We start from the raw sequence: 19,606 nt of genomic DNA, 5'->3' as shown, positions 1-19,606 counted from the left end.
TTTACCGTGGCTGTTCCGAAGCGGAAGATGTCGCGCAGCAACACGCGTCACCGCCGTTCCAACTGGAAGGCCGTCGTGCCCGCGCTCGTCGCGTGCGACCGCTGCCACGAGCCGAAGCTCGCGCACATCGCGTGCCCGAGCTGCGGCACGTACAACCGTCGCCAGGTCCTCTCGGTCTGATCGGCGGGGTGCACGGATCGATGTCGGACACTGGCAGTTCCTCCCGCAAGCCGAACCCCGGGACCAACGGGGGCAAGGGCGGTGGGCCGGCCTCGACCGAATACGACGTCCTGGAAGGGCGCCTCGGGTACACGCTCGAGCGCGCCCTTCTGGTGCGCGCCCTGACCCACCGCTCGTACGCGTACGAGAACGGCGGGCTGCCCACCAACGAGCGCCTGGAGTTCCTCGGCGACTCGGTGCTGGGCCTGGTGGTGACCGACACCCTCTACCGCCTCCACCCGGAGGTCGCCGAGGGGACGCTCGCCAAACTCCGCGCCGCGGTGGTCAACTCCCGCGCGCTCGCCGAGGTCGGCCGCGGCCTGGACCTCGGGGCCTTCATCCGGCTCGGCAAGGGCGAGGAGGGCACCGGCGGCCGCGACAAGTCGTCGATCCTCGCGGACACCGTCGAGGCCGTGATCGGCGCCACCTACCTGGACCAGGGACTGGAGGCGGCGACCGAGTTCGTCCACCGCCTGTTCGACCCGCTGATCGCGGAGTCCGCGCAGCTCGGCGCCGGGCTCGACTGGAAGACCAGCCTCCAGGAGCTCACCGCCGCCGTCGGCATCGGCGTCCCCGAGTACGTGGTCACCGAGTCCGGCCCGGACCACGAGAAGACCTTCACCGCCGCCGCCCGGGTGGCCGGCCAGGACTACGGCTCCGGCAGCGGTCGCTCGAAGAAGGAAGCCGAGCAGAAGGCCGCCGAGTCCGCCTGGCGCGCGATCAAGGCCGAGCGCGAAGCCGACCGGCCCGACGGCGCCGCCGCCGCGACCGTCTGACCGGCGGTCCGACGTGCCCGAGCTGCCCGAGGTCGAGGTGGTCCGCCGGGGACTGGCCCGCTGGGCCGCCGGGCGCACCGTCGCTGACGTCCAGGTGCTGCACCCGCGCGCCGTGCGCCGGCAGGCGGGTGGCGCCGACGAGTTCACCGCCCTGCTGCGCGGCCGCACCCTCGGTGAGCCGCAGCGCCGCGGCAAGTACCTGTGGGTGCCGCTCGGCGACGGCCTCTCGATGGTCGGGCACCTCGGCATGAGCGGCCAACTCCTGATCCAGGAACCGGAGATGGCCGAGTCCGTGCACCTGCGGGCCCGGCTCAGGTTCGCCGACGGCGGCACCGAGCTGCGCTTCGTCGACCAGCGCACCTTCGGCGGCCTGGCCGTCGAGGAGGCCGAGGCCGACGACCCCGAGGCCACCCCCGTCTCGCTCGCCCACATCGCCCGCGACCCGCTCGACCCGCGCTTCGACGACGCCGCCTTCGCCGCCGCCCTGCGGGCCAAGCGCACCACCGTCAAGCGCGCCCTGCTCGACCAGACCCTGATCAGCGGCGTCGGCAACATCTACGCCGACGAGGCGCTGTGGCGCAGCCGCCTGCACTACGACCGCCCCACCGGCACGCTGACCCGCCCCGCCGCCCTGGAACTGCTCGGCCACGCCCGGGACGTGATGACGGCCGCGCTGGCCGTCGGCGGGACGAGCTTCGACTCGATGTACGTCAACGTCAACGGCGAGAGCGGCTACTTCTCCCGCGACCTCGACGCCTACGGCCGCGAGGGCCGGCCCTGCCGCCGCTGCGGCACGGCGATGCGCCGGGACGCCTGGATGAACCGCTCCAGCTACTCCTGCCCCACCTGCCAGCGCCCGCCCCGCCGCTGACCGCAGGTCGCGGCCCCGGGTCAGTCCGCCCTCCCGGCGGGGGCCTTCTCCTCCTCCGCGGCCGCCTGCAGGGCGCCGCCCTCCTCGCCGAAGCAGGCCACGCCGACGGCGCTGACCACGGCGAGGAGGAAGCCGAGGACGGCCAGCCAGCCCAGCCCGGCGCGGGAGGAGTCGCCGAGCCAGAGGACGCCCACCGCGCCGGGGACGACCGTCTCGCCGACCACCAGGGCGGCGGTCGCGCCGTTCACCGACCCGACCTGCAGGGCGACGGTGTGCAGGTACATCCCGCCCAGGCCGCCCACCAGGACGGCGTACAGGGCCGGGTCGGCGAGCAGCGCGCCGAGCGCGAAGGGCTGCACGCCGTCCAGGACGCGCACGCCGATGCCCAGCGCGCCGAAGCCCAGGCCGGAGAGCAGGCCCGCGACGATCGCCCCGCCGGACCCGAGCCGGCGCACGACCAGCGAGCCGCCCGCGATCAGCACCGCGGAGCCGATCAGCAGCGCCCAGTGGAAGGCCCGGGCCGCCTCGTGCCCGCCCTCCGGCCCGGCGGCCACCGCGAGCAGCACCAGCGCGCCGCACAGGACGCCGATCGACAGCCACTCCGCCCGGCGCAGCCGCAGGCCCAGCAGCCGGACCGAGAGCACCGCGGTGATCACCAGGTTGGCGCTGATGATGGTCTGCGACAGGAACAGCGGCAGCAGCCGGGCGGCCAGCGCGCCGAGGCCGAAGCCGACGAAGTCCAGCACCGTGCCGAGGATGAACTCCCAGGTGACGGCGGCCTTCGCGGTCGAGGACAGGCTCGGCCCGCCGTGTCCGGTGACGGCGCCGGCCGCCGCCTCCTGCCGGGCCGAGCGGCGGGCGCCGAGGGCCTGCAGCACCGACCCGGTGCCGTAGCAGGCGGACGCCGCGACGGCGGTGACGAGGCCGAGGATCACCAGGGGGCTCCTGTCGGGGGTGGTGCGGGAAGATCGTCTCCACTATGCCCGCTCGGACGCCCCGCGCGGGCCGCGCGGCCCCAACTCCGGCCGGTCGGCGGGGGTTCGGAGCGCCCTTCTCGCCCTGGAGTAGGGGGCGGTCCCGGGGTGGGAACGGTACCGGGGGAGGGCGTGGTCCGGACCGCCGGACCGGTACGGTCTGGGGTATGAGAACTGTGCTCCGCCGCTCCCGCGCCACCGGGCCCGCCGCCGTCCTGGCGGCGCTGCTCGGTCTGCTGATGGTGCTCGGACTGTCCGCGCCCGCCTCGGCGTCCGGCCTGAACGACGCGGCCGACTCCATGAAGAAGGTCCAGGTCTACGTCGACCCGTCGATGAGCAGCCGGTTCTCCAAGGACCAGGCGGACAGGCTGGCGAAGAAGCTGAAGGACGCCGACAAGCCGATCTTCATCGCGGTGCTGCCGGCCAGCGACGCCTACCCGACGAAGAACCTGTTCGGCGACCTCCGCACCAAGGTCGGCATCGTCGGCGTCTACGGCATCTGGCGCGGCGACCAGTTCCAGGCCAACTCCGACGCCAAGGCGCTGAGCAAGGCCGCGACCGACCGGATCGCCGGCGCCGCGTTCCGCTCGAACCCCAAGGACATCGACGCCACCCTGACCGAGTTCGTCGACGGGGCGGCCAAGCAGACCAAGGGCGAGGGCCCGCAGCACAGCACCTCGATCGCCTGGGTCCTGATCCCGGTCCTGCTGATCGTGCTGCTCGGCGTCGGCGTCTTCCTGCTGTTCCGCCGCGCCAGGAAGCGCAAGGAGGAGCGGGCCCGGGCCGAACTCGCCCAGCTGCGCACCGTGGTGGACGAGGACATCACCGCGTTCGGCGAGGAGCTCGACCGGCTCGACTTCAGCCCCGGCGCGCCCGGCGCGGACGACGCCCAGCGCGCCGACTACACCAGTGCGCTGGACTCCTACGACCTGGCCAAGCGCACCATGGACGAGGCGAAGGGGCCCGAGGACGTCCGCCCGGTGACCGAGGCGCTGGAGCAGGGCCGGTTCGCGCTGGCCACCCTGGCCGCCCGCCGCGAGGGCCGCCCGCTGCCCGAGCGCCGCGTCCCGTGCTTCTTCGACCCGCGGCACGGCCCGTCCACCACCGACGTGACCTGGGCCCCGGAGGGCGGCGCCCCGCGCTCCGTCCCGGCCTGCGCCGACGACGCGGCCCGGATCTCGCTCGGCCAGGACCCGGCGGTGCGCACCGTGGAGACCGAGCACGGCCACCAGCCGTACTGGAACGCCGGCCCCGCCTACAGCCCGTGGGCGGGCGGCTACTTCGGCGGCGGCATGCTGCCCGGCCTGCTGGTCGGCACCATGCTCGGCTCGGCGCTCTCCACGCCGGGCTACGCCTACGCGGGCGGCCACGGCGACGGCGGCGGCGGGTACGACGACAACGGCGGCGCGGACGCCGGCGAGTACTCGGGCGCCGACTTCGACCCCTCCGACTTCGGCAACGACTTCGGCGACGGCGACGGCGGCGGCTTCGACGGGGGCGGCGGTTTCGACGGCGGCGGGGACTTCGGCGGCGGCGGCGACTTCGGGAGCTTCGGCGACTGACCCCGGTCGGCCCCGGCCCTGCGAACGGCCCCCGGCCCCCGGCCCCGTCCTCGGACGGGACGGGGGCCGTCCGCGTTCCGGGGGCGGCCGACGGTGCTGTGTCGGTGGAGCGAGGGCCGCCGCAGGGGTGGGGAGGGTCGGTGGAAGGGGCGTGAAGCCCGTTCCGAGCGCCCCCGGAGTGCCCGACTATGGTCGGACACATGCAAGGTCACGACAGCCGCCGATCCGTCCGGGCCACCATCTGGGTGCGCGGGCGCGTCCAGCAGGTGGGGTTCCGCTGGTGGACCAGGGCCAGGGCCCTGGAGATCGGGCTGACGGGCTACACGAGCAACCTCGGGGACGGCCGCGTCCAGGTGGTCGCCGAGGGGTCGCGCGCCGACTGCGAGCGGCTGCTCGCCGCGCTGCGCGGGCCCGGAACGCCTGGTCAGGTCAGTGGGGTCACCGAGATCTGGACCGCCGTGGGCGACGGGTACCAGGGCTTCGCGATCCGATGAGCACACCGCAGTTGCCGGCGGGAGGAGAGCCCCCGGCAACTGCCGGTGTCACGGGGTTGCCTTCGGGGCGGACTCGTGGTTGACTCCGCAGACGTAGTGATCCACTAGCCCGGCCGATGGTGTGAGGTTCCCGCCATGCAGGTGACAGGGGCGCGGTAGCGTGCGGTGATCGTGTTGACCCGTACGGTCTTTGGTGAGACGCTGGAAACCCGCGCACAGGTTTGCGTTTAACCGGCGGGGCCCCGCCTGTGAGTGTGCCACTCACCAGCGGATGCCCTCGTAGTGCCCAGCCAGCACGTCCGGCGCGCAGGCGCGTGCGTATCCCTTCCCCCAAGACCTACCGTACACGGTTCGGTCACTCAGCGTGGAGGACCACACATCATGGCAAAGGCGCTTCTCGGGTACGTCGGCGGCCCCGACCCGCGAATGCTCTCCGAGATGCGACGGCTGCAGCAGCGCGTCCAGGACCTGGAGAACGAGCTGGTCAAGCTCCAGGCCGAGAACGACGCGCTGTCCGCCGTCGCCGACGAGCACTCGCTGCTCAGCAGCATCGACCTGGACCAGCGCGAGCCGGCCCTGACCTGATCGTTCGTGGTCCTCGCGATCGACGCAGTCGTGCACTGAGCTTCCCCCACCAGGGGGCGGCAGCCTACAAGGGACGTCCGAGCGGACGTCCCTTCGTCGTGCTCACGGCGGTTCCCTCGCTGGGAGAGTGCCCGACCCGCGACGTGCCCAAACCACCGCCTGAGGGCCCGGCGGCACCCCGGCCGGATACAGTCGCCAGCGGTGGGCCGCGGCCGCGGCCGGCGGCACGGCGAGGAGGACGGTCGGGTGCACCTCAAGAGCCTGACCCTGCGCGGGTTCAAGTCCTTCGCCTCGGCGACCACCCTGCGCTTCGAGCCCGGCATCACCTGCGTGGTCGGCCCCAACGGCTCCGGCAAGTCCAACGTCGTCGACGCGCTCTCCTGGGTGATGGGCGAACAGGGCGCCAAGTCGCTGCGCGGCGGCAAGATGGAGGACGTCATCTTCGCCGGCACCAGCGGACGCCCCCCGCTCGGCCGCGCCGAGGTCAGCCTCACCATCGACAACACCGACGGCGCCCTGCCGATCGACTACACCGAAGTCACCATCACCCGGACGATGTTCCGCAACGGCGGCAGCGAGTACGCGCTCAACGGCACCGTCTGCCGGCTGCTCGACATCCAGGAACTGCTCTCCGACTCCGGCATCGGCCGCGAGATGCACGTCATCGTCGGCCAGGGGCAGCTCGACTCCGTGCTGCACGCCGACCCGATGGGGCGGCGCGCCTTCATCGAGGAGGCGGCCGGCGTCCTCAAGCACCGCAAGCGCAAGGAGAAGGCGCTGCGGAAGCTCGACGCGATGCAGACCAACCTCAGCCGGGTCCAGGACCTGGTCGCCGAACTGCGCCGCCAGCTCGGCCCGCTGGGCCGCCAGGCGAAGATCGCCCGGCGCGCCGCCGGCATCCAGGCCGAACTGCGCGACGCCCGGCTGCGGCTGCTGGCCGACGACCTGCTCACCCTGCGCCGCGCCGTCGAGGCCGAGGTCGCCGACGAACTCGCGCTGGGCCTGCGCCGCACCACCGTCGAGCAGCAGCTCGCCGCCGCCCTCCAGCGCGAAGCCGTCCTGGAGGCCCAGGTCGAACAGCTCGGGCCCGCGCTGGAGGCCGCCCGGCAGACCTGGTACCGGCTCTCCTCGCTCGCCGAACGCACCCGCGGCACCATCGGACTCGCCGAGGCCCGGGTCCGCGCCGCCACCGCCGGACAGCCGGAGGAGCGCCGCGGCCGCGACCCGGAGGACCTGGAGCGCGAGGCCGCCCGGGTCCGCGCGGAGGAGGCCGCCCTGGAAGCCGCCCTGGAACAGGCCCAGGACGCGCTGGCCGAGGCCGTCGAGGACCGCACCGGACTCGAACGCGCCCTCGCCGACGAGGAGTCGCGGCTCAAGGAGGCCGCCCGGACGATCGCCGACCGGCGCGAAGGACTCGCCCGGCTCCAGGGCCGGGCCGCCGCCGCCCGCTCCCGCGCCACCGCCGCCGAGGCCGAGGCCGAACGGCTCGCCACCGCCCGCGACGAGGCACTGCTGCGCGCCGCCGCCGCCCGGGAGGAGCACCGGCGGCTCCGCGCGCAGGACGAGGAGAGCACCGCGGGGGAGGAGCGCGGCGAGGAACTCCACCAGCTGGCCCGGGAGTCCCTCCGGGACGCCGAGCACGCGGTCTCGGCCGCCCGCGAGGCGCTCACCGCCGCCGAGCGGGAACGCGCCGCGCTCACCGCCCGGCACGACGCGCTCGCCCTCGGCCTGCGCCGCAAGGACGGCAGCGCCGCCCTGCTCGGCCGCCCCGGCGTACTCGGCCCCGCCGCCGAACTCCTCACCGTCGCCCCCGGGTTCGAACTCGCGGTGGCCGCCGCGCTCGGCCCCGCCGCCGAGGCCGTCGCCGTCCCCGACGCCGGGACCGCCACCGAGGCGCTGGCCTGGCTGCGCGCCGAGGACGGCGGCCGGGCCGCGCTGCTGATCGCCGACGCGGGCGCGGGAGCCGCCGGGGCCGACGCGGCCGCCGGGGCGACCGGGGCGGTCGGGGCCGACACCGAGCGCCTGCCCGCGGGCGCCCGCCGGGCCGGGGAACTGGTCGGCGGACCGGACGCGGTGGCCGCCGCCGCCCGGCGGGTGCTGGCCCGCACCGCCGTGGTCGCGGACCTCGCCGCCGCCCGGCGGCTGACCGACCGCCACCCCGGCTGGAGCGCCGTCACCCGGGACGGCGACCTGCTCTCCGCCGCCCTCGCCCACGGCGGCTCGCCCGGCGCGCCCAGCCCGCTGGAGACCCGGGCCGCCGTCGCCGAGGCCGCCCGCGGCATCGCGGAGCTCGACACCCGCTGCGCCGGAGCTGCCGAGGAACTCGCCGCCGCCCGCGAACGGCGCGCCGAACTCGCCGCCGAGGTCGAACGGACGACCGCGCTGCGCCGCCAGGACGAGCGGCGCCGGGCCGACCGCGCCGGCGCCCTCGGCCGCTCCGGCGGCGCCGCCCGGGCCGCCGCGGACGAGGCCGACCGCGCCGCCACCGCCGCCGCCAAGGCCGACAGCGGCCTCGCCGAGGCCCGCGCCGCCGCCGAGGAACTCGCCGAACGCCTCGCCGCCGCCGAGGAACTCGCCGACGCCGGCGAGGACGAACCCGACCCCGCCGAACGCGACCGGCTCGCCGCCGCCGCCTCCGCCGCCCGGCAGACCGAGACGGAGTCCCGGCTCGCCGTCCGCACCCACGAGGAGCGCGTCCGCGCCCTCGCCGGACGCGCCGACCAGCTCGACCGGGCCGCCCGCGCCGAACGCGAGGCCCGCGCCCGCGCCGCCGAACGCCGCGAACGCGCCCGCCGGGAAGCCGCCACCGCCACCGCCGTCGCCACCGGCGCCCGCCGACTGCTCGGCCGGATCGAGGAGACGCTCGCCGCCGCCGAGGCCGGACGCGCCGCCGTCGAGGCCGACCGCACCGCCCGCGAGGCCGAACTGCGGCAGTTCCGCGAGCACGGCCGCGTCCTCAAGGCCGAACGCGACCGGCTGGTCGACGCCGGCCACCGCGACGAGGTGCTGCGCGCCGAGAAGCGGCTGCGGATCGAACAGCTGGAGGCCCGGGCGCTGGAGGAGTTCGGCATCGAGGCCGGCGACCTGCTGGCCGGCTACGGCCCCGACCAGCCCGTCCCCGCCCCGCCGCCCGAGGACGGCCGGGAACCCGGCGAACCCGGCGCGTCCGGTGCGTCCGGCGAGCCGGCCGAGCCCGGAGCGCCCGTCCGCTACGTCCGCGCCGAGGTCGAGCGGCGGCTCAGGGCCGCCGAACGCGCCCACCAGCAGCTCGGCAAGGTCAACCCGCTCGCGCTGGAGGAGTTCGCCGCCCTGGAGGCCAGGCACCGCTTCCTCGGCGAACAGCTCGACGACCTGCGCAGGAGCCGCCGCGACCTGATGGACATCGTCCGCGACGTCGACACCCGGGTCGAGCAGCTGTTCACCGCCGCGTACCGCGACACCGCCGCCCAGTTCGAGGGCGTCTTCGCCCGGCTGTTCCCCGGCGGCGAGGGCCGGCTGCTGCTCACCGACCCGGAGAACATGCTCACCACCGGCGTCGAGGTCGAGGCCCGCCCGCCCGGCAAGAAGGTCAGACGGCTCTCGCTGCTCTCCGGCGGCGAGCGCTCGCTCACCGCCGTCGCCCTGCTGGTGTCGATCTTCAAGGCCCGGCCCAGCCCGTTCTACGTCATGGACGAGGTCGAGGCCGCGCTCGACGAGACCAACCTGCGGCGGCTGGTCGGGATCATGGAGGAGCTGCGGGAGAGCTCCCAGCTGATCGTCATCACCCACCAGAAGCTCACCATGGAGTCCGCCGACGCCCTGTACGGCGTCACCATGAAGGGCGACGGCATCTCCCAGGTGATCAGCCAGCGGCTGCGGGTACCCGAACCGGGGAGGCAGGCACGGCCACCGCGGCAGGCGGAGCCGACGGAGCGGTCGCAGCAGGCCGAGCAGGGGCACAGGACAGCGCTGGAACCCGCGGAACCGGGCCCGGCATAGGCGCTACGTGATACTGGACGGGTTATGGAATACGTGATCCTTGCCGTTGTCATTGCGGTGGTCGCCATCGGCGCGATCACCGGACTCGTCGTCTCCGGCAAACGACGCAGAGAACTGGACCGGCCGAGCCAGCCGCCGACCATCACCGCGCCCGCGAAGTCGGACCCGGCGACGACCGCGACCGCTCCGGCCAAGCCCGCGGAAGGGGCCGCCGAGCCCACCGCGCCGCCCACCGCCTCCGGCGCCACCCGGGCTCCGGAGGCCCCGGGAGTCCCGGCCGGGGAACCGGCCGCCGGAGAGCCCGCCGTCGAGGCGCCGACCGCGGGGGAGCCGACCGCCGAGGAGGCCGAGGCCGCGCCCGCGATCGAGGTGCCCGAGCCCACCGCCGGGCGCCTGGTCCGGCTGCGCTCCCGGCTCTCCCGCTCGCAGTCCACCCTCGGCAAGGGCCTGCTCACCCTGCTCTCCCGGGACCGCCTGGACGAGGACACCTGGGAGGAGATCGAGGACACCCTCCTCACCGCCGACGTCGGCGTCGCCGCCACCCAGGAACTGGTCGACAACCTGCGGACCCGGGTCAAGGTGCTCGGCACCCGCACCCCCGACGAACTGCGCACCCTGCTCCGCGAGGAGCTCGTCAAGCTGATCGGCACCGACGCCGACCGCACCGTCCGCTCGGTCAAGCACGAGGAGGGCCCGGCCGTCGTCCTGGTGGTCGGCGTCAACGGCGTCGGCAAGACCACCACCACCGGCAAGCTCGCCCGGGTCCTGGTCGCCGACGGCCGCAAGGTCGTGCTCGGCGCCGCCGACACCTTCCGCGCCGCCGCCGCCGACCAGCTCCAGACCTGGGGCGAGCGGGTCGGCGCGCACACCGTGCGCGGCCCCGAGGGCGGCGACCCGGCGTCGGTCGCCTTCGACGCGGTCAAGCAGGGCATCGCCGACGGCGTCGACACCGTCCTGATCGACACCGCGGGCCGGCTGCACACCAAGACCGGCCTGATGGACGAGCTCGGCAAGGTCAAGCGGGTCGTCGAGAAGCACGGCCCGGTGGACGAGGTGCTGCTGGTGCTGGACGCCACCACCGGGCAGAACGGCCTGGTCCAGGCCCGGGTGTTCGCGGAGGTGGTCGACATCACCGGCATCGTGCTCACCAAGCTGGACGGCACCGCGAAGGGCGGCATCGTCATCTCGGTCCAGCGGGAGCTGGGCGTGCCGGTCAAGCTCATCGGCCTCGGCGAGGGCGCGGACGACCTCGCGCCGTTCGAGCCGGGGGCGTTCGTGGACGCGCTGCTCGGTTAGTGCCGCGTCCGGACGGCTGCCGAAGGGGCGGCTCCGGGAAGGGACTCCCTTCCCGGAGCCGCCCCTTCGCTCGTCCGCTCCCGTGCCCCCGCGCCCTCGTGGCCCTCGCGGCCGTCAGCCGGCGAACTCCGCCGTGCGGGCGCGGGTGCGGTGGCAGGCGTAGGCCAGGGTGCCGAGCAGCAGGCGGGCCTCGGGCGGGGCGCTGTCGGTGGCGGGGCGGCGCAGCCAGCGCATCGGGCCGAGCGGGCCGAGCGGGGTGGGCGGGGCGGCCAGGTAGGAGCCGAGGCCGTGGCAGGCGAGGTCGAGCGAGGCGTCGTCCCAGCCCATCCGGTAGAGCAGCTCGGGCAGGCGCTCGGCGGTGCCGGGGGCGACGAAGAACAGCAGCCGGCCGGCCGGGGAGGCCAGCACCGGGCCGACCTGGGTGCCCATCCGTTCGAGCCGGACCAGGGCCTGCAGGCCGGGCTGGGCCGGGACGTCCAGCACGTCGAACTGGTGGCCGGTCGGGAGCAGCAGCGGGGCGTCGGCCGGACATCGGGCGGCCAGCTCGGCGGCCGTCGCGCCGGGGGCGATCGCGGGCCCGACCAGGTGGTGCAGGTGGGGCGCGGCGCAGCGCGGGACGCCGCAGCCGCAGGCCGTCGGGGCGGTCGCGGGGTGCGGGTCCGGGCTGCCGGCCGCCAGCGTCCAGCCCCAGCGCCCGGAGTACTCGGCGGCGGCCTGCAGCGCGGCGGGCCGGGTGCGGCGGCGGGCGCCGAGGGGGGTGAGCCGCAGGGTGCCGAAGAGCTTGTCCATGCCACCCCCAACCGGTTCCGGTCGCCGCTGGTTACGGGACGGTGACGGCGCGTCGTCCGACGGGTGCGTGGTGCGTGGTGCACCGGAGGCGTGCGCGGACCGGCGCACACCGATTCGGGTGGCGCGGGCGAGCAGGCGCCTTGCACCAGCGCTGCGGATGCCGGATCGTCGTTGCCGCACGCGTGCCTCCGTCAAGTCCGGGCATGTGCCGGGGTCATGCCGAGCTGATTCCCAGTGAAGCGCGGTACCCGGCCCGGTAGTTCACTCGTGGGGGTGGCGAAAGGTGGCGTTTTTCCGGCGTTGCTCCCCCGGATGGCGCAGGGGCGCTACGTTCGGGATACGGAACGCAGCCGACCGGTCACGCGGACGGCGGTGCAGGCGATGAACACGAGTCAGGGCGAAGCGGGGCCCCGGGTTCGGGGCGGGATGGGGACGTTCCCATGGGTGAGAAGCAGCCGAACGAGAAGCTGGGCTCCTGGTTCGCGCGCAGCGGCTGGTCGAAGGGCGAGCTGGCGCGTCAAGTGAACCGCAGGGCGCGGCAGATCGGCGCCCACCACGTCTCCACCGACACCTCGCGGGTGCGCCGGTGGCTGGACGGGGAGCAGCCTCGGGAGCCGATCCCGAAGATCATGTCCGAGCTGTTCTCGGAGCGCTTCGGCTCGGTGGTCTCGGTCGAGGACCTCGGCCTGCGCGCGGTGGTCCAGGTGACCACCGTCGGCAGCGGGGTGGACCTCCCGTGGAGCCCGCAGCAGACCGTGCAGGCGATCAGCGAGTACTCGCGCAGCGACCTGATGCTCAACCGGCGCGGCTTCCTCGGCACTTCGCTGGCGCTGACGGCCGGCGCGGCGCTGATCGAGCCGATGCAGCGCTGGCTGACGCCCGGTCCGAACGGCGCCCCCACCCCGATCCTGGCGGCGGCCAACGGCGGCGAGCACTTCTCCGGACGGCTGTCCGAGCCGGAGATGCAGCTGCTGGAGCAGACCACCGAGATGTTCCGGAAGTGGGACGCGCAGAACGGCGGCGGCCTGCGCCGCAAGGCGGTGGTCGGCCAACTCCACGAGGTCACCGACCTGTTGCAGGAGATTTACCCCGAGGCGACCACCAAGCGGCTGTTCCGGATCACCGCCGAGCTGGCCCACCTGGCGGGCTTCATGTCGTACGACGTGGGCATGCACCCGAGCGCGCAGAAGTACTACGTGCTGGCGCTGCACGCGGCCAAGGAGGCCGGGGACCGCCCGTTCGGGGCGCACGTGCTGACCGACATGAGCCGGCAGATGATCCACCTGAACCGCGGCGAGGACGCGCTGGAGCTGATCCACCTCGCCCAGTACGGCAGCCGGGACACCGCCACCGCCCGCCAGCAGTCGCTGCTGTACGCGATGGAGGCGCGGGCGTACTCCACCATCGGCGAGGTCAACCGGTGCGCCCGGGCGGTGCGGCTGTCGGAGGACACCTTCAGCGACATCCGGGAGACCAACGAGGCGGCGCCGAGCTGGCTCAGGTTCTTCTCGTACGCCGAGCTGTGCGCGGAGAACGGCCACTCCTACCGGGACCTGGCGTACACCTCGGACCGCGGGCCGGCGATGGCCAAGGCCGCCGAGCCGCTGATCACCGAGGCGGTCGACCGGTTCCGGGAGGACGGCGACCACGTCCGCACCTACGCGTTCAACCTGGTCGGGATGGCCTCGGTGCGGCTGCTGCAGAGCGAGCCGGAGGAGGCCGCGAAGTACTGCGAGGAGGCGGTCGACATCGCCAAGAAGGTGCGCTCCGAGCGGCTGAACACCCGGGTCCGCAAGACCTCCGAGGCGGCCAGCCGGGACTTCCGCGGCGCCCCCGGGGTGGACCGGCTGGCCGAGCGGGTGGTGCACGACATCCCGGAGTTCGTCGCGGTGGTCTGATCCGCTCCGCCCCCGCCGCCCGCGGCCGTCCGCCCCCCGTCCGGACGGCCGTCGGCGTATAGCACGCGCTGTCCAGTACGCGTCACCTGCCGTGGTTCACCTCCCCGTAACGGGCGCGTCAACCGCGTCACTGCGGTGAAACACCGAGCCGCATCGGCCGAAACCCGCCTTCGGCACTCTCCTCTCATCGCCGACACGCCGGGATGGGCACGGGACAGGTAATCCCGGTCGTGGTGCGGCTCTCATTCGGAGGAGACGCCGATGCCGGACGGCTTCAGCGCGGGCGATACCGCCTTTGTGTTCATCTGTGCGGCCCTGGTCATGTTGATGACCCCGGGCCTGGCCTTCTTCTACGGAGGCATGGTCAGGGTCAAGAGCACCCTCAACATGCTGGTGATGAGCTTCATCTCACTGGCGATCGTCTCGGTGCTCTGGGTCCTGTACGGCTACTCGCTGGCCTTCGCGCCGGACGCCGGAGCCGGTCTGATCGGCAACCTCGACTTCCTGGGGATGCGCGGCATCGACCTGAACGCCCTGACCGGGACGATCCCGGTGACCGGGTTCGCGGCCTTCCAGCTGATGTTCGCGATCATCACCCCGGCCCTGATCAGCGGCGCGATCGCGGACCGGGCGAAGTTCACCGCCTGGAGCCTGTTCGTGGCGCTCTGGGTGACCGTGGTGTACTTCCCGGTCGCGCACTGGGTGTTCTTCTTCGACGGCGGCAACGGCGGCTGGCTCGGCGACCGCAACGGCGTGATCGACTTCGCCGGCGGCACCGCGGTGCACATCAACGCCGGTGCGGCCGGCCTGGCCCTGGCCCTGGTGCTGGGCAAGCGGATCGGCTTCAAGAAGGACCCGATGCGCCCGCACAACCTGCCGCTGGTGATGCTCGGCTCCGGCCTGCTGTGGTTCGGCTGGTTCGGCTTCAACGCCGGCTCCGCGCTGGCCGCCAACGGCGTGGCGGGCATGGCCTTCGTCAACACCCAGGTCGCCACCGCCGCCGCGATCCTCGGCTGGCTGGCCTACGAGAAGGTCAAGCACGGCGCGTTCACCACCCTCGGCGCCGCCTCCGGCGCGGTGGCCGGCCTGGTCGCCATCACCCCGGCCTGCGGCTCGGTCTCCCCGCTCGGCGCGATCGCGATCGGCCTGATCGCCGGCGTGCTGTGCGCCGCGGCGATCAGCCTGAAGTACAAGTTCGGCTTCGACGACTCGCTCGACGTGGTCGGCGTCCACCTGGTCGGCGGCATCATCGGCTCGCTGCTGATCGGCCTCTTCGCCACCGGCCACGTCGGCCAGACCGCCTCCGGCCTGTTCTACGGCGGCGGCCTGGGCCAGCTCGGCAAGCAGGTGCTCGGCGTGGTCGCCGTCCTGGTCTACTCGTTCGTGCTCTCCTGGCTGCTGGGCATGCTGATCCAGAAGACCATCGGCTTCCGGGTCGCCGAGGAGGTCGAGGTCTCCGGCATCGACCAGGCCGAACACGCCGAGTCCGCCTACGACTTCACCGCCGTCGGAGCCAGCCTGGTGCGCACCGCCCCGGCCGCCCCCGCGACCGCCCCCGCCGAGAAGACCGAGGTCGACGCCCGATGAAGCTCATCACCGCCGTCATCAAGCCGCACCGCCTGGACGAGGTCAAGGACGCCCTGCAGGCCTTCGGGGTGCACGGCCTGACCGTCACCGAGGCCAGCGGGTACGGCCGGCAGCGCGGCCACACCGAGGTCTACCGCGGCGCCGAGTACACCGTCGACCTGGTCCCGAAGGTCCGGATCGAGATACTGGTCGAGGACGAGGACGCCGAGCAGCTGATCGACGTGGTCGTCAAGGCCGCCCGCACCGGGAAGATCGGCGACGGCAAGGTCTGGTCGATCCCGGTCGAGACCACCGTCCGGGTCCGCACCGGCGAACGCGGCCCCGACGCCCTCTGACCCCCGCCCGCCCCTCCTCCGATCCACCCTGATCCACCGCTGAAACCCTCCTGGCGGACCTGCCCCCGTGGCAGGTCCGCCGAAGGCGTATCCGGCACCCGCACGCACCGGGAGCAGACGTGAGCAGCACCGACCCCGCCGAGTACGGCTACCCCGCCGAGCGCGCCCGCCTGCTGGCCGACCCCGACACCACCGGCCCGCGCCGGCGCGCCGCCCTGGCCCGGCTCACCGACGACTGGCTGGCCGCCCTCTACCGGGCCGCCGGCGCCCCCGCCCGCACCGCGCTGGTCGCCGTCGGCGGCTACGGCCGGGCCGAACTCTCCCCGCGCAGCGACCTGGACCTGCTGCTGCTGCACGAGGGCCCGCTCGCCGCCGACCTGGCCGAACGGATCTGGTACCCGGTCTGGGACAGCGGCGTCGCCCTCGACCACGCCGTCCGCACCCCCGGCGAGGCCCGCAAGGTCGCCGCCGAGGACCTCAAGGCCCAGCTCGGCCTGCTCGACGCCCGCCACCTGGCCGGCGACCCGCAGCTCACCGCCGACCTGCGCTCCGCCGTCCTGGCCGACTGGCGCGCCGCCGCCCCCGAACGGCTCCCCGAGCTCCAGGAGCTCGGCCGGGCCCGGGCCGAGCGCCACGGCGAGCTGTCCTTCCTGCTCGAACCCGACCTCAAGGAGGCCCGCGGCGGCCTGCGCGACCTGGTCGCGCTGAACGCGGTCGCCGCGACCTGGCTCGCCGACGCCCCCCGCGACGGCCTGGACGCCGCCGCCCGCACCCTGGCCGACGTCCGCGACGCGCTGCACCTGACCACCGGGCGGGCCACCGAACGGCTCTCCCTCCAGGACCAGGACCAGGTCGCCGAACGGCTCGGCGTGCTCGACGCCGACACCCTGCTGCGGCAGGTCTACCAGGCGGCCCGCACCGTCGCGTACGCCTCCGACGTCACCTGGCGCTCGGTCGACCGGGTGTTGGCCGAGCGCCGCCGCCCGGCCCGCCGCGCCGCCCGGTTCGGCTTCCCGTTCAACGGCGCCCGGCGGGCCCCGATCGGCCCCGACGCGCCCGAGCGCCGCCCGCTCGCCGAGGGCGTGGTCGAACAGGACGGCGAGGCGGTGCTGGCCCACGCCGCCCGGCCCGCCGCCGACCCGGTGCTGCCGCTGCGGGCCGCCGCCGCGGCCGCCCAGGCCGGGCTCACCGTCGGCTACGCCACCGTCCGCCGGCTGGCCGCCGAGACCGGGCCGCTGCCGGTGCCCTGGCCCGACGAGGCCCGCGCCCAGCTGGTCACCCTGCTCGGCGCGGGCGAGGCCTGCCTGCCGGTCTGGGAGGCGCTGGAGGCCGAGGGGCTGGTCAGCCGGATGCTGCCGGACTGGGAGCGGGTCCGCTGCCGCCCGCAGCGCAACGCCGTGCACCGCTGGACCGTCGACCGGCACCTGATCGAGACCGCCGTCCGGGCCGCCGCGATGACCCGCCGCACCGCCCGCCCCGACCTGCTGCTGGTCGCCGCCCTGCTGCACGACCTCGGCAAGGGCTGGCCCGGCGACCACTCCGAGGCCGGCGAGGTGATCGTCCGCGACGTCGCCGTCCGGATGGGCTTCGACCGGCAGGACACCGACACCCTCGCGCTGCTGGTGCGCCACCACCTCACGCTGGTCGACACCGCCACCCGCCGCGACCCCGACGACCCCGCCACCGCCGACCTGATCGCCAAGACCGTCGGCACCCAGACCCACCTGGAACTGCTGCACGCCCTCACCGAGGCCGACGCCACCGCCACCGGCCCGGCCGCCTGGTCGAGCTGGCGCGCCTCGCTGGTCGCCACGCTGGTCGAGCGCACCGCCGCCCGGCTGGCCGGCGACACCAGCCCGCCCGCCGCCGACCCCGAGGTCACCGCCGACCAGGAGCGCCTGGCCGTCGAGGCCGCCCGCACCGGCGGGCCCGCGCTCACCCTGGCCGCCCACCCCGAACCGGCGGGGGAGCAGGGCACCGAGCCGATGGGCGTCGAACTCACCCTGGCCATCCCCGACCGCCCCGGCCTGCTCGGCACCGTCGCCGGGGTGCTCGCCGTGCACCGCCTCGCCGTCCGCAAGGCCGGGCTGCGCGAACTCGACCCGGTCGGCGCCGGACCCGTCCTGCTGCTCTCCTGGACGGTCGCCGCCGAGTACGGCGACCTGCCCGAGGCCGCCCGGCTCCGGGCCGACCTGCGCCGCGCCCTGGACGGCTCGCTCGACGTCGCCCGCAAGCTCGCCGAACGCGACGCCGCCGCGCCGCGCCGCCGCGGCATCAGCACCCCGCCGCCGGTGGTCACCGTCGCCCCGCACGCCGCCTCGCGGTCCGCCACCGTGCTGGAGGTCCGCGCGCACGACGCCCCCGGCCTGCTGCACCGGATCGGCCGGGCGCTGGACGTGGCCGGCGTGCGGGTGCGCACCGCGCACGTCTCCACCCTCGGCGCGGAGGCCGTCGACGCCTTCTACCTCACCTCGCCGGACGGCCGGCCGCTGGAGCGGGAGCGCGCGCACGAGGTCGCGCGGGTGGTCAGGGCCGCCCTGGAGACCCCCTGACCCGCGGTTCGCGCAGGGGCGCAGACCGTCCGCCGGGGGTACGGCTACCCTTGGGGCGACGACAGTACCCGTACTCGATGCCGCAAGGGACCCGCGACCGACGTGTTCGACACTCTCTCCGACCGCCTCGCAGCGACGTTCAAGAACCTCCGGGGCAAGGGCCGTCTCAGCGAGGCGGACATCGACGCCACCGCGCGCGAGATCCGGATCGCCCTGCTGGAGGCGGACGTCGCGCTCCCCGTGGTCCGCGCCTTCATCAAGCAGGTCAAGGACCGGGCCCTCGGCTCCGAGGTCTCCGGCGCGCTGAACCCCGCCCAGCAGATCATCAAGATCGTCAACGAGGAGCTGGTCAGCATCCTCGGCGGCGAGACCCGCCGCCTGCGCTACGCCAAGACCGGCCCGACCGTGATCATGCTGGCCGGCCTCCAGGGCGCCGGCAAGACCACGCTGGCCGGAAAGCTCGGCCACTGGCTCAAGAGCCAGAAGCACACCCCGCTGCTGGTCGCCTGCGACCTCCAGCGCCCCAACGCCGTCACCCAGCTCGGCGTCGTCGCGGAGCGGGCCGGCGTCGCCTTCTACGGACCGCAGCCCGGCAACGGCGTCGGCGACCCGGTGCAGGTCGCCCGCGACTCCGTCGAGTACGCCAAGCAGAAGCAGTACGACGTCGTCATCGTCGACACCGCCGGCCGCCTCGGCATCGACGCCGAACTGATGCAGCAGGCCGCCGACATCCGCGCCGCGATCGACCCGGACGAGGTCCTGTTCGTGGTCGACGCCATGGTCGGCCAGGACGCGGTCACCACCGCCCAGGCCTTCCTGGAGGGCGTGGACTTCACCGGCGTCGTGCTCTCCAAGCTCGACGGCGACGCCCGCGGCGGCGCCGCCCTCTCGGTCGCCCACGTGACCGGCCGTCAGATCATGTTCGCCTCCAACGGCGAGAAGGTCGACGACTTCGACGCCTTCCACCCCGACCGGATGGCCTCGCGCATCCTCGGCATGGGCGACGTCCTCTCGCTGATCGAGAAGGCCGAGCAGACCTTCTCCCAGGCCGAGGCCGAGAAGATGGCCGCCAAGCTCCAGGGCGGCGGCAAGGACTTCACGCTCGACGACTTCCTGTCGCAGCTGGAGCAGGTCCAGAAGATGGGCTCGATCTCCAAGCTGCTCGGCATGCTCCCGGGCATGGGCCAGATCCGGGACCAGATCAACAACCTGGACGACAAGGACGTCAACCGGGTCGGCGCGATCATCAAGTCGATGACCCCGGCCGAGCGGGCCGACCCGAAGCTGATCAACGGCTCGCGCCGGCTGCGCATCGCCAAGGGCTCCGGCGTCCAGGTCGGCGAGGTCTCCAGCCTGGTCGAGCGGTTCTTCGAGGCCCGCAAGATGATGTCCGCGATGGCCTCCGGCAAGGGCATCCCCGGCATGCCGGGCATCCCCGGGATGGGCGGCGGCGGCAAGCGCTCCGGCAAGAAGGCCCCGGTCGCCAAGGGCAAGCGCAAGAGCGGCAACCCGCTCAAGCGGGCCCAGGAGGAGGCCGCGGCCGCCGAGCGCAAGGCCCTCGGGCCGGGCCAGGGCGCCCAGTCCGGCGGCGCGTTCGGCGTCCAGCCGGGCCAGGGGCCGGCGGACTTCCAGCTCCCCAAGGAGTTCAAGGACCTGCTGTAGGCGGCGGGGCCGGGGGCGCGGGCAACCG

General features: G+C 74.6%; 15 protein-coding genes. 13 read left to right on the top strand and 2 right to left on the bottom strand.

Annotation, left to right across the window (positions count from 1 at the left end; all coding sequences use genetic code 11):
• Positions 1–6 precede the first annotated feature (6 nt).
• The 3 genes from rpmF to mutM are packed head-to-tail and all read left to right on the top strand — an operon-like array spanning position 7 to position 1,866.
• Positions 7–180 carry a 50S ribosomal protein L32 gene (rpmF, locus tag ACIQVD_RS31165; protein WP_035866499.1) on the top strand — a complete coding sequence of 58 codons (174 nt, stop codon included), beginning with the start codon at positions 7–9 and terminating at the stop codon, positions 178–180.
• A 20-nt stretch (positions 181–200) separates the two neighbouring features.
• Entirely contained in the window at positions 201–995 is a 795-nt protein-coding gene (gene rnc / locus ACIQVD_RS31160) for a ribonuclease III (RefSeq protein ID WP_100836218.1), read from the top strand.
• Positions 996–1,008: 13 nt separating this feature from the next.
• Positions 1,009–1,866, top strand: a complete 858-nt coding sequence (gene mutM, locus ACIQVD_RS31155) for a bifunctional DNA-formamidopyrimidine glycosylase/DNA-(apurinic or apyrimidinic site) lyase (RefSeq protein WP_100836217.1) — start codon at positions 1,009–1,011, stop codon at positions 1,864–1,866.
• A gap of 20 nt (positions 1,867–1,886) precedes the next feature.
• On the opposite strand, the gene ACIQVD_RS31150 is transcribed toward mutM, so the two are convergent.
• Positions 1,887–2,801: a hypothetical protein gene (locus ACIQVD_RS31150; RefSeq protein ID WP_402292421.1), complete on the bottom strand. Its 915-nt coding sequence runs from the start codon at positions 2,799–2,801 to the stop codon at positions 1,887–1,889.
• A 206-nt stretch (positions 2,802–3,007) separates the two neighbouring features.
• Here ACIQVD_RS31150 and ACIQVD_RS31145 point away from each other — a divergent pair, with 206 nt between their 5' ends.
• The 5 genes from ACIQVD_RS31145 (at position 3,008) to ftsY (ending at position 10,755) form a co-directional block, all read left to right on the top strand.
• Entirely contained in the window at positions 3,008–4,402 is a 1,395-nt protein-coding gene (locus tag ACIQVD_RS31145) for a hypothetical protein (protein WP_402292420.1), read from the top strand.
• Between the two features lie 200 nt (positions 4,403–4,602).
• Positions 4,603–4,896 (top strand): acylphosphatase, encoded by a 294-nt coding sequence (locus ACIQVD_RS31140; RefSeq protein WP_282202624.1) that lies wholly within the window; start codon positions 4,603–4,605, stop codon positions 4,894–4,896.
• A 381-nt stretch (positions 4,897–5,277) separates the two neighbouring features.
• On the top strand, positions 5,278–5,481 hold the full coding sequence (locus ACIQVD_RS31135) for a hypothetical protein (protein WP_030458828.1): 204 nt from the start codon (positions 5,278–5,280) through the stop codon (positions 5,479–5,481).
• 246 nt (positions 5,482–5,727) lie between these two features.
• Positions 5,728–9,459, top strand: a complete 3,732-nt coding sequence (gene smc, locus ACIQVD_RS31130; RefSeq protein ID WP_402292419.1) for a chromosome segregation protein SMC — start codon at positions 5,728–5,730, stop codon at positions 9,457–9,459.
• Positions 9,460–9,483: 24 nt separating this feature from the next.
• Complete coding sequence (gene ftsY, locus ACIQVD_RS31125) at positions 9,484–10,755, top strand: signal recognition particle-docking protein FtsY (RefSeq protein ID WP_402292418.1); 1,272 nt, start codon at positions 9,484–9,486, stop codon at positions 10,753–10,755.
• A 114-nt stretch (positions 10,756–10,869) separates the two neighbouring features.
• On the opposite strand, the gene ACIQVD_RS31120 is transcribed toward ftsY, so the two are convergent.
• Complete coding sequence (locus ACIQVD_RS31120) at positions 10,870–11,544, bottom strand: bifunctional DNA primase/polymerase (protein ID WP_400692742.1); 675 nt, start codon at positions 11,542–11,544, stop codon at positions 10,870–10,872.
• 440 nt (positions 11,545–11,984) lie between these two features.
• Here ACIQVD_RS31120 and ACIQVD_RS31115 point away from each other — a divergent pair, with 440 nt between their 5' ends.
• The 5 genes from ACIQVD_RS31115 (at position 11,985) to ffh (ending at position 19,578) form a co-directional block, all read left to right on the top strand.
• Positions 11,985–13,442, top strand: a complete 1,458-nt coding sequence (locus tag ACIQVD_RS31115) for a hypothetical protein (RefSeq protein WP_402292417.1) — start codon at positions 11,985–11,987, stop codon at positions 13,440–13,442.
• Positions 13,443–13,703: 261 nt separating this feature from the next.
• On the top strand, positions 13,704–15,029 hold the full coding sequence (locus ACIQVD_RS31110; protein WP_400692746.1) for an ammonium transporter: 1,326 nt from the start codon (positions 13,704–13,706) through the stop codon (positions 15,027–15,029).
• The gene (locus tag ACIQVD_RS31105; RefSeq protein ID WP_100836209.1) at positions 15,026–15,364 is read left to right on the top strand and encodes a P-II family nitrogen regulator; all 339 of its coding nucleotides are present in this window, start codon (positions 15,026–15,028) and stop codon (positions 15,362–15,364) included. Before ACIQVD_RS31110 ends, ACIQVD_RS31105 begins: the two co-directional genes overlap by 4 nt.
• 119 nt (positions 15,365–15,483) lie before the next feature.
• Complete coding sequence (locus ACIQVD_RS31100; RefSeq protein ID WP_402292416.1) at positions 15,484–17,916, top strand: [protein-PII] uridylyltransferase; 2,433 nt, start codon at positions 15,484–15,486, stop codon at positions 17,914–17,916.
• A 102-nt stretch (positions 17,917–18,018) separates the two neighbouring features.
• Positions 18,019–19,578, top strand: a complete 1,560-nt coding sequence (gene ffh, locus ACIQVD_RS31095; RefSeq protein ID WP_400692752.1) for a signal recognition particle protein — start codon at positions 18,019–18,021, stop codon at positions 19,576–19,578.
• Positions 19,579–19,606: the final 28 nt, after the last annotated feature.

The organism is Kitasatospora sp. NPDC090308, from assembly GCF_044769485.1.
Lineage (GTDB): Bacteria > Actinomycetota > Actinomycetes > Streptomycetales > Streptomycetaceae > Kitasatospora > Kitasatospora fiedleri.
The sequence above is the reverse complement of the archived record's forward strand: the minus strand, read 5'-3'. Positions and strand labels throughout refer to the sequence as shown.

Bases quoted from the DNA above. Each gene is read 5' to 3' on its own strand.
- ACIQVD_RS31115 (WP_402292417.1), top strand. From the start codon at position 11,985: ATGGGTGAGAAGCAGCCGAACGAGAAGCTGGGCTCCTGGTTCGCGCGC.
- ftsY (WP_402292418.1), top strand. From the start codon at position 9,484: ATGGAATACGTGATCCTTGCCGTTGTCATTGCGGTGGTCGCCATCGGC.
- ACIQVD_RS31135 (WP_030458828.1), top strand. From the start codon at position 5,278: ATGGCAAAGGCGCTTCTCGGGTACGTCGGCGGCCCCGACCCGCGAATG.
- ACIQVD_RS31105 (WP_100836209.1), top strand. From the start codon at position 15,026: ATGAAGCTCATCACCGCCGTCATCAAGCCGCACCGCCTGGACGAGGTC.
- rnc (WP_100836218.1), top strand. From the start codon at position 201: ATGTCGGACACTGGCAGTTCCTCCCGCAAGCCGAACCCCGGGACCAAC.
- ACIQVD_RS31140 (WP_282202624.1), top strand. From the start codon at position 4,603: ATGCAAGGTCACGACAGCCGCCGATCCGTCCGGGCCACCATCTGGGTG.
- ACIQVD_RS31145 (WP_402292420.1), top strand. From the start codon at position 3,008: ATGAGAACTGTGCTCCGCCGCTCCCGCGCCACCGGGCCCGCCGCCGTC.
- ACIQVD_RS31110 (WP_400692746.1), top strand. From the start codon at position 13,704: ATGCCGGACGGCTTCAGCGCGGGCGATACCGCCTTTGTGTTCATCTGT.
- ACIQVD_RS31120 (WP_400692742.1), bottom strand. From the start codon at position 11,544: ATGGACAAGCTCTTCGGCACCCTGCGGCTCACCCCCCTCGGCGCCCGC.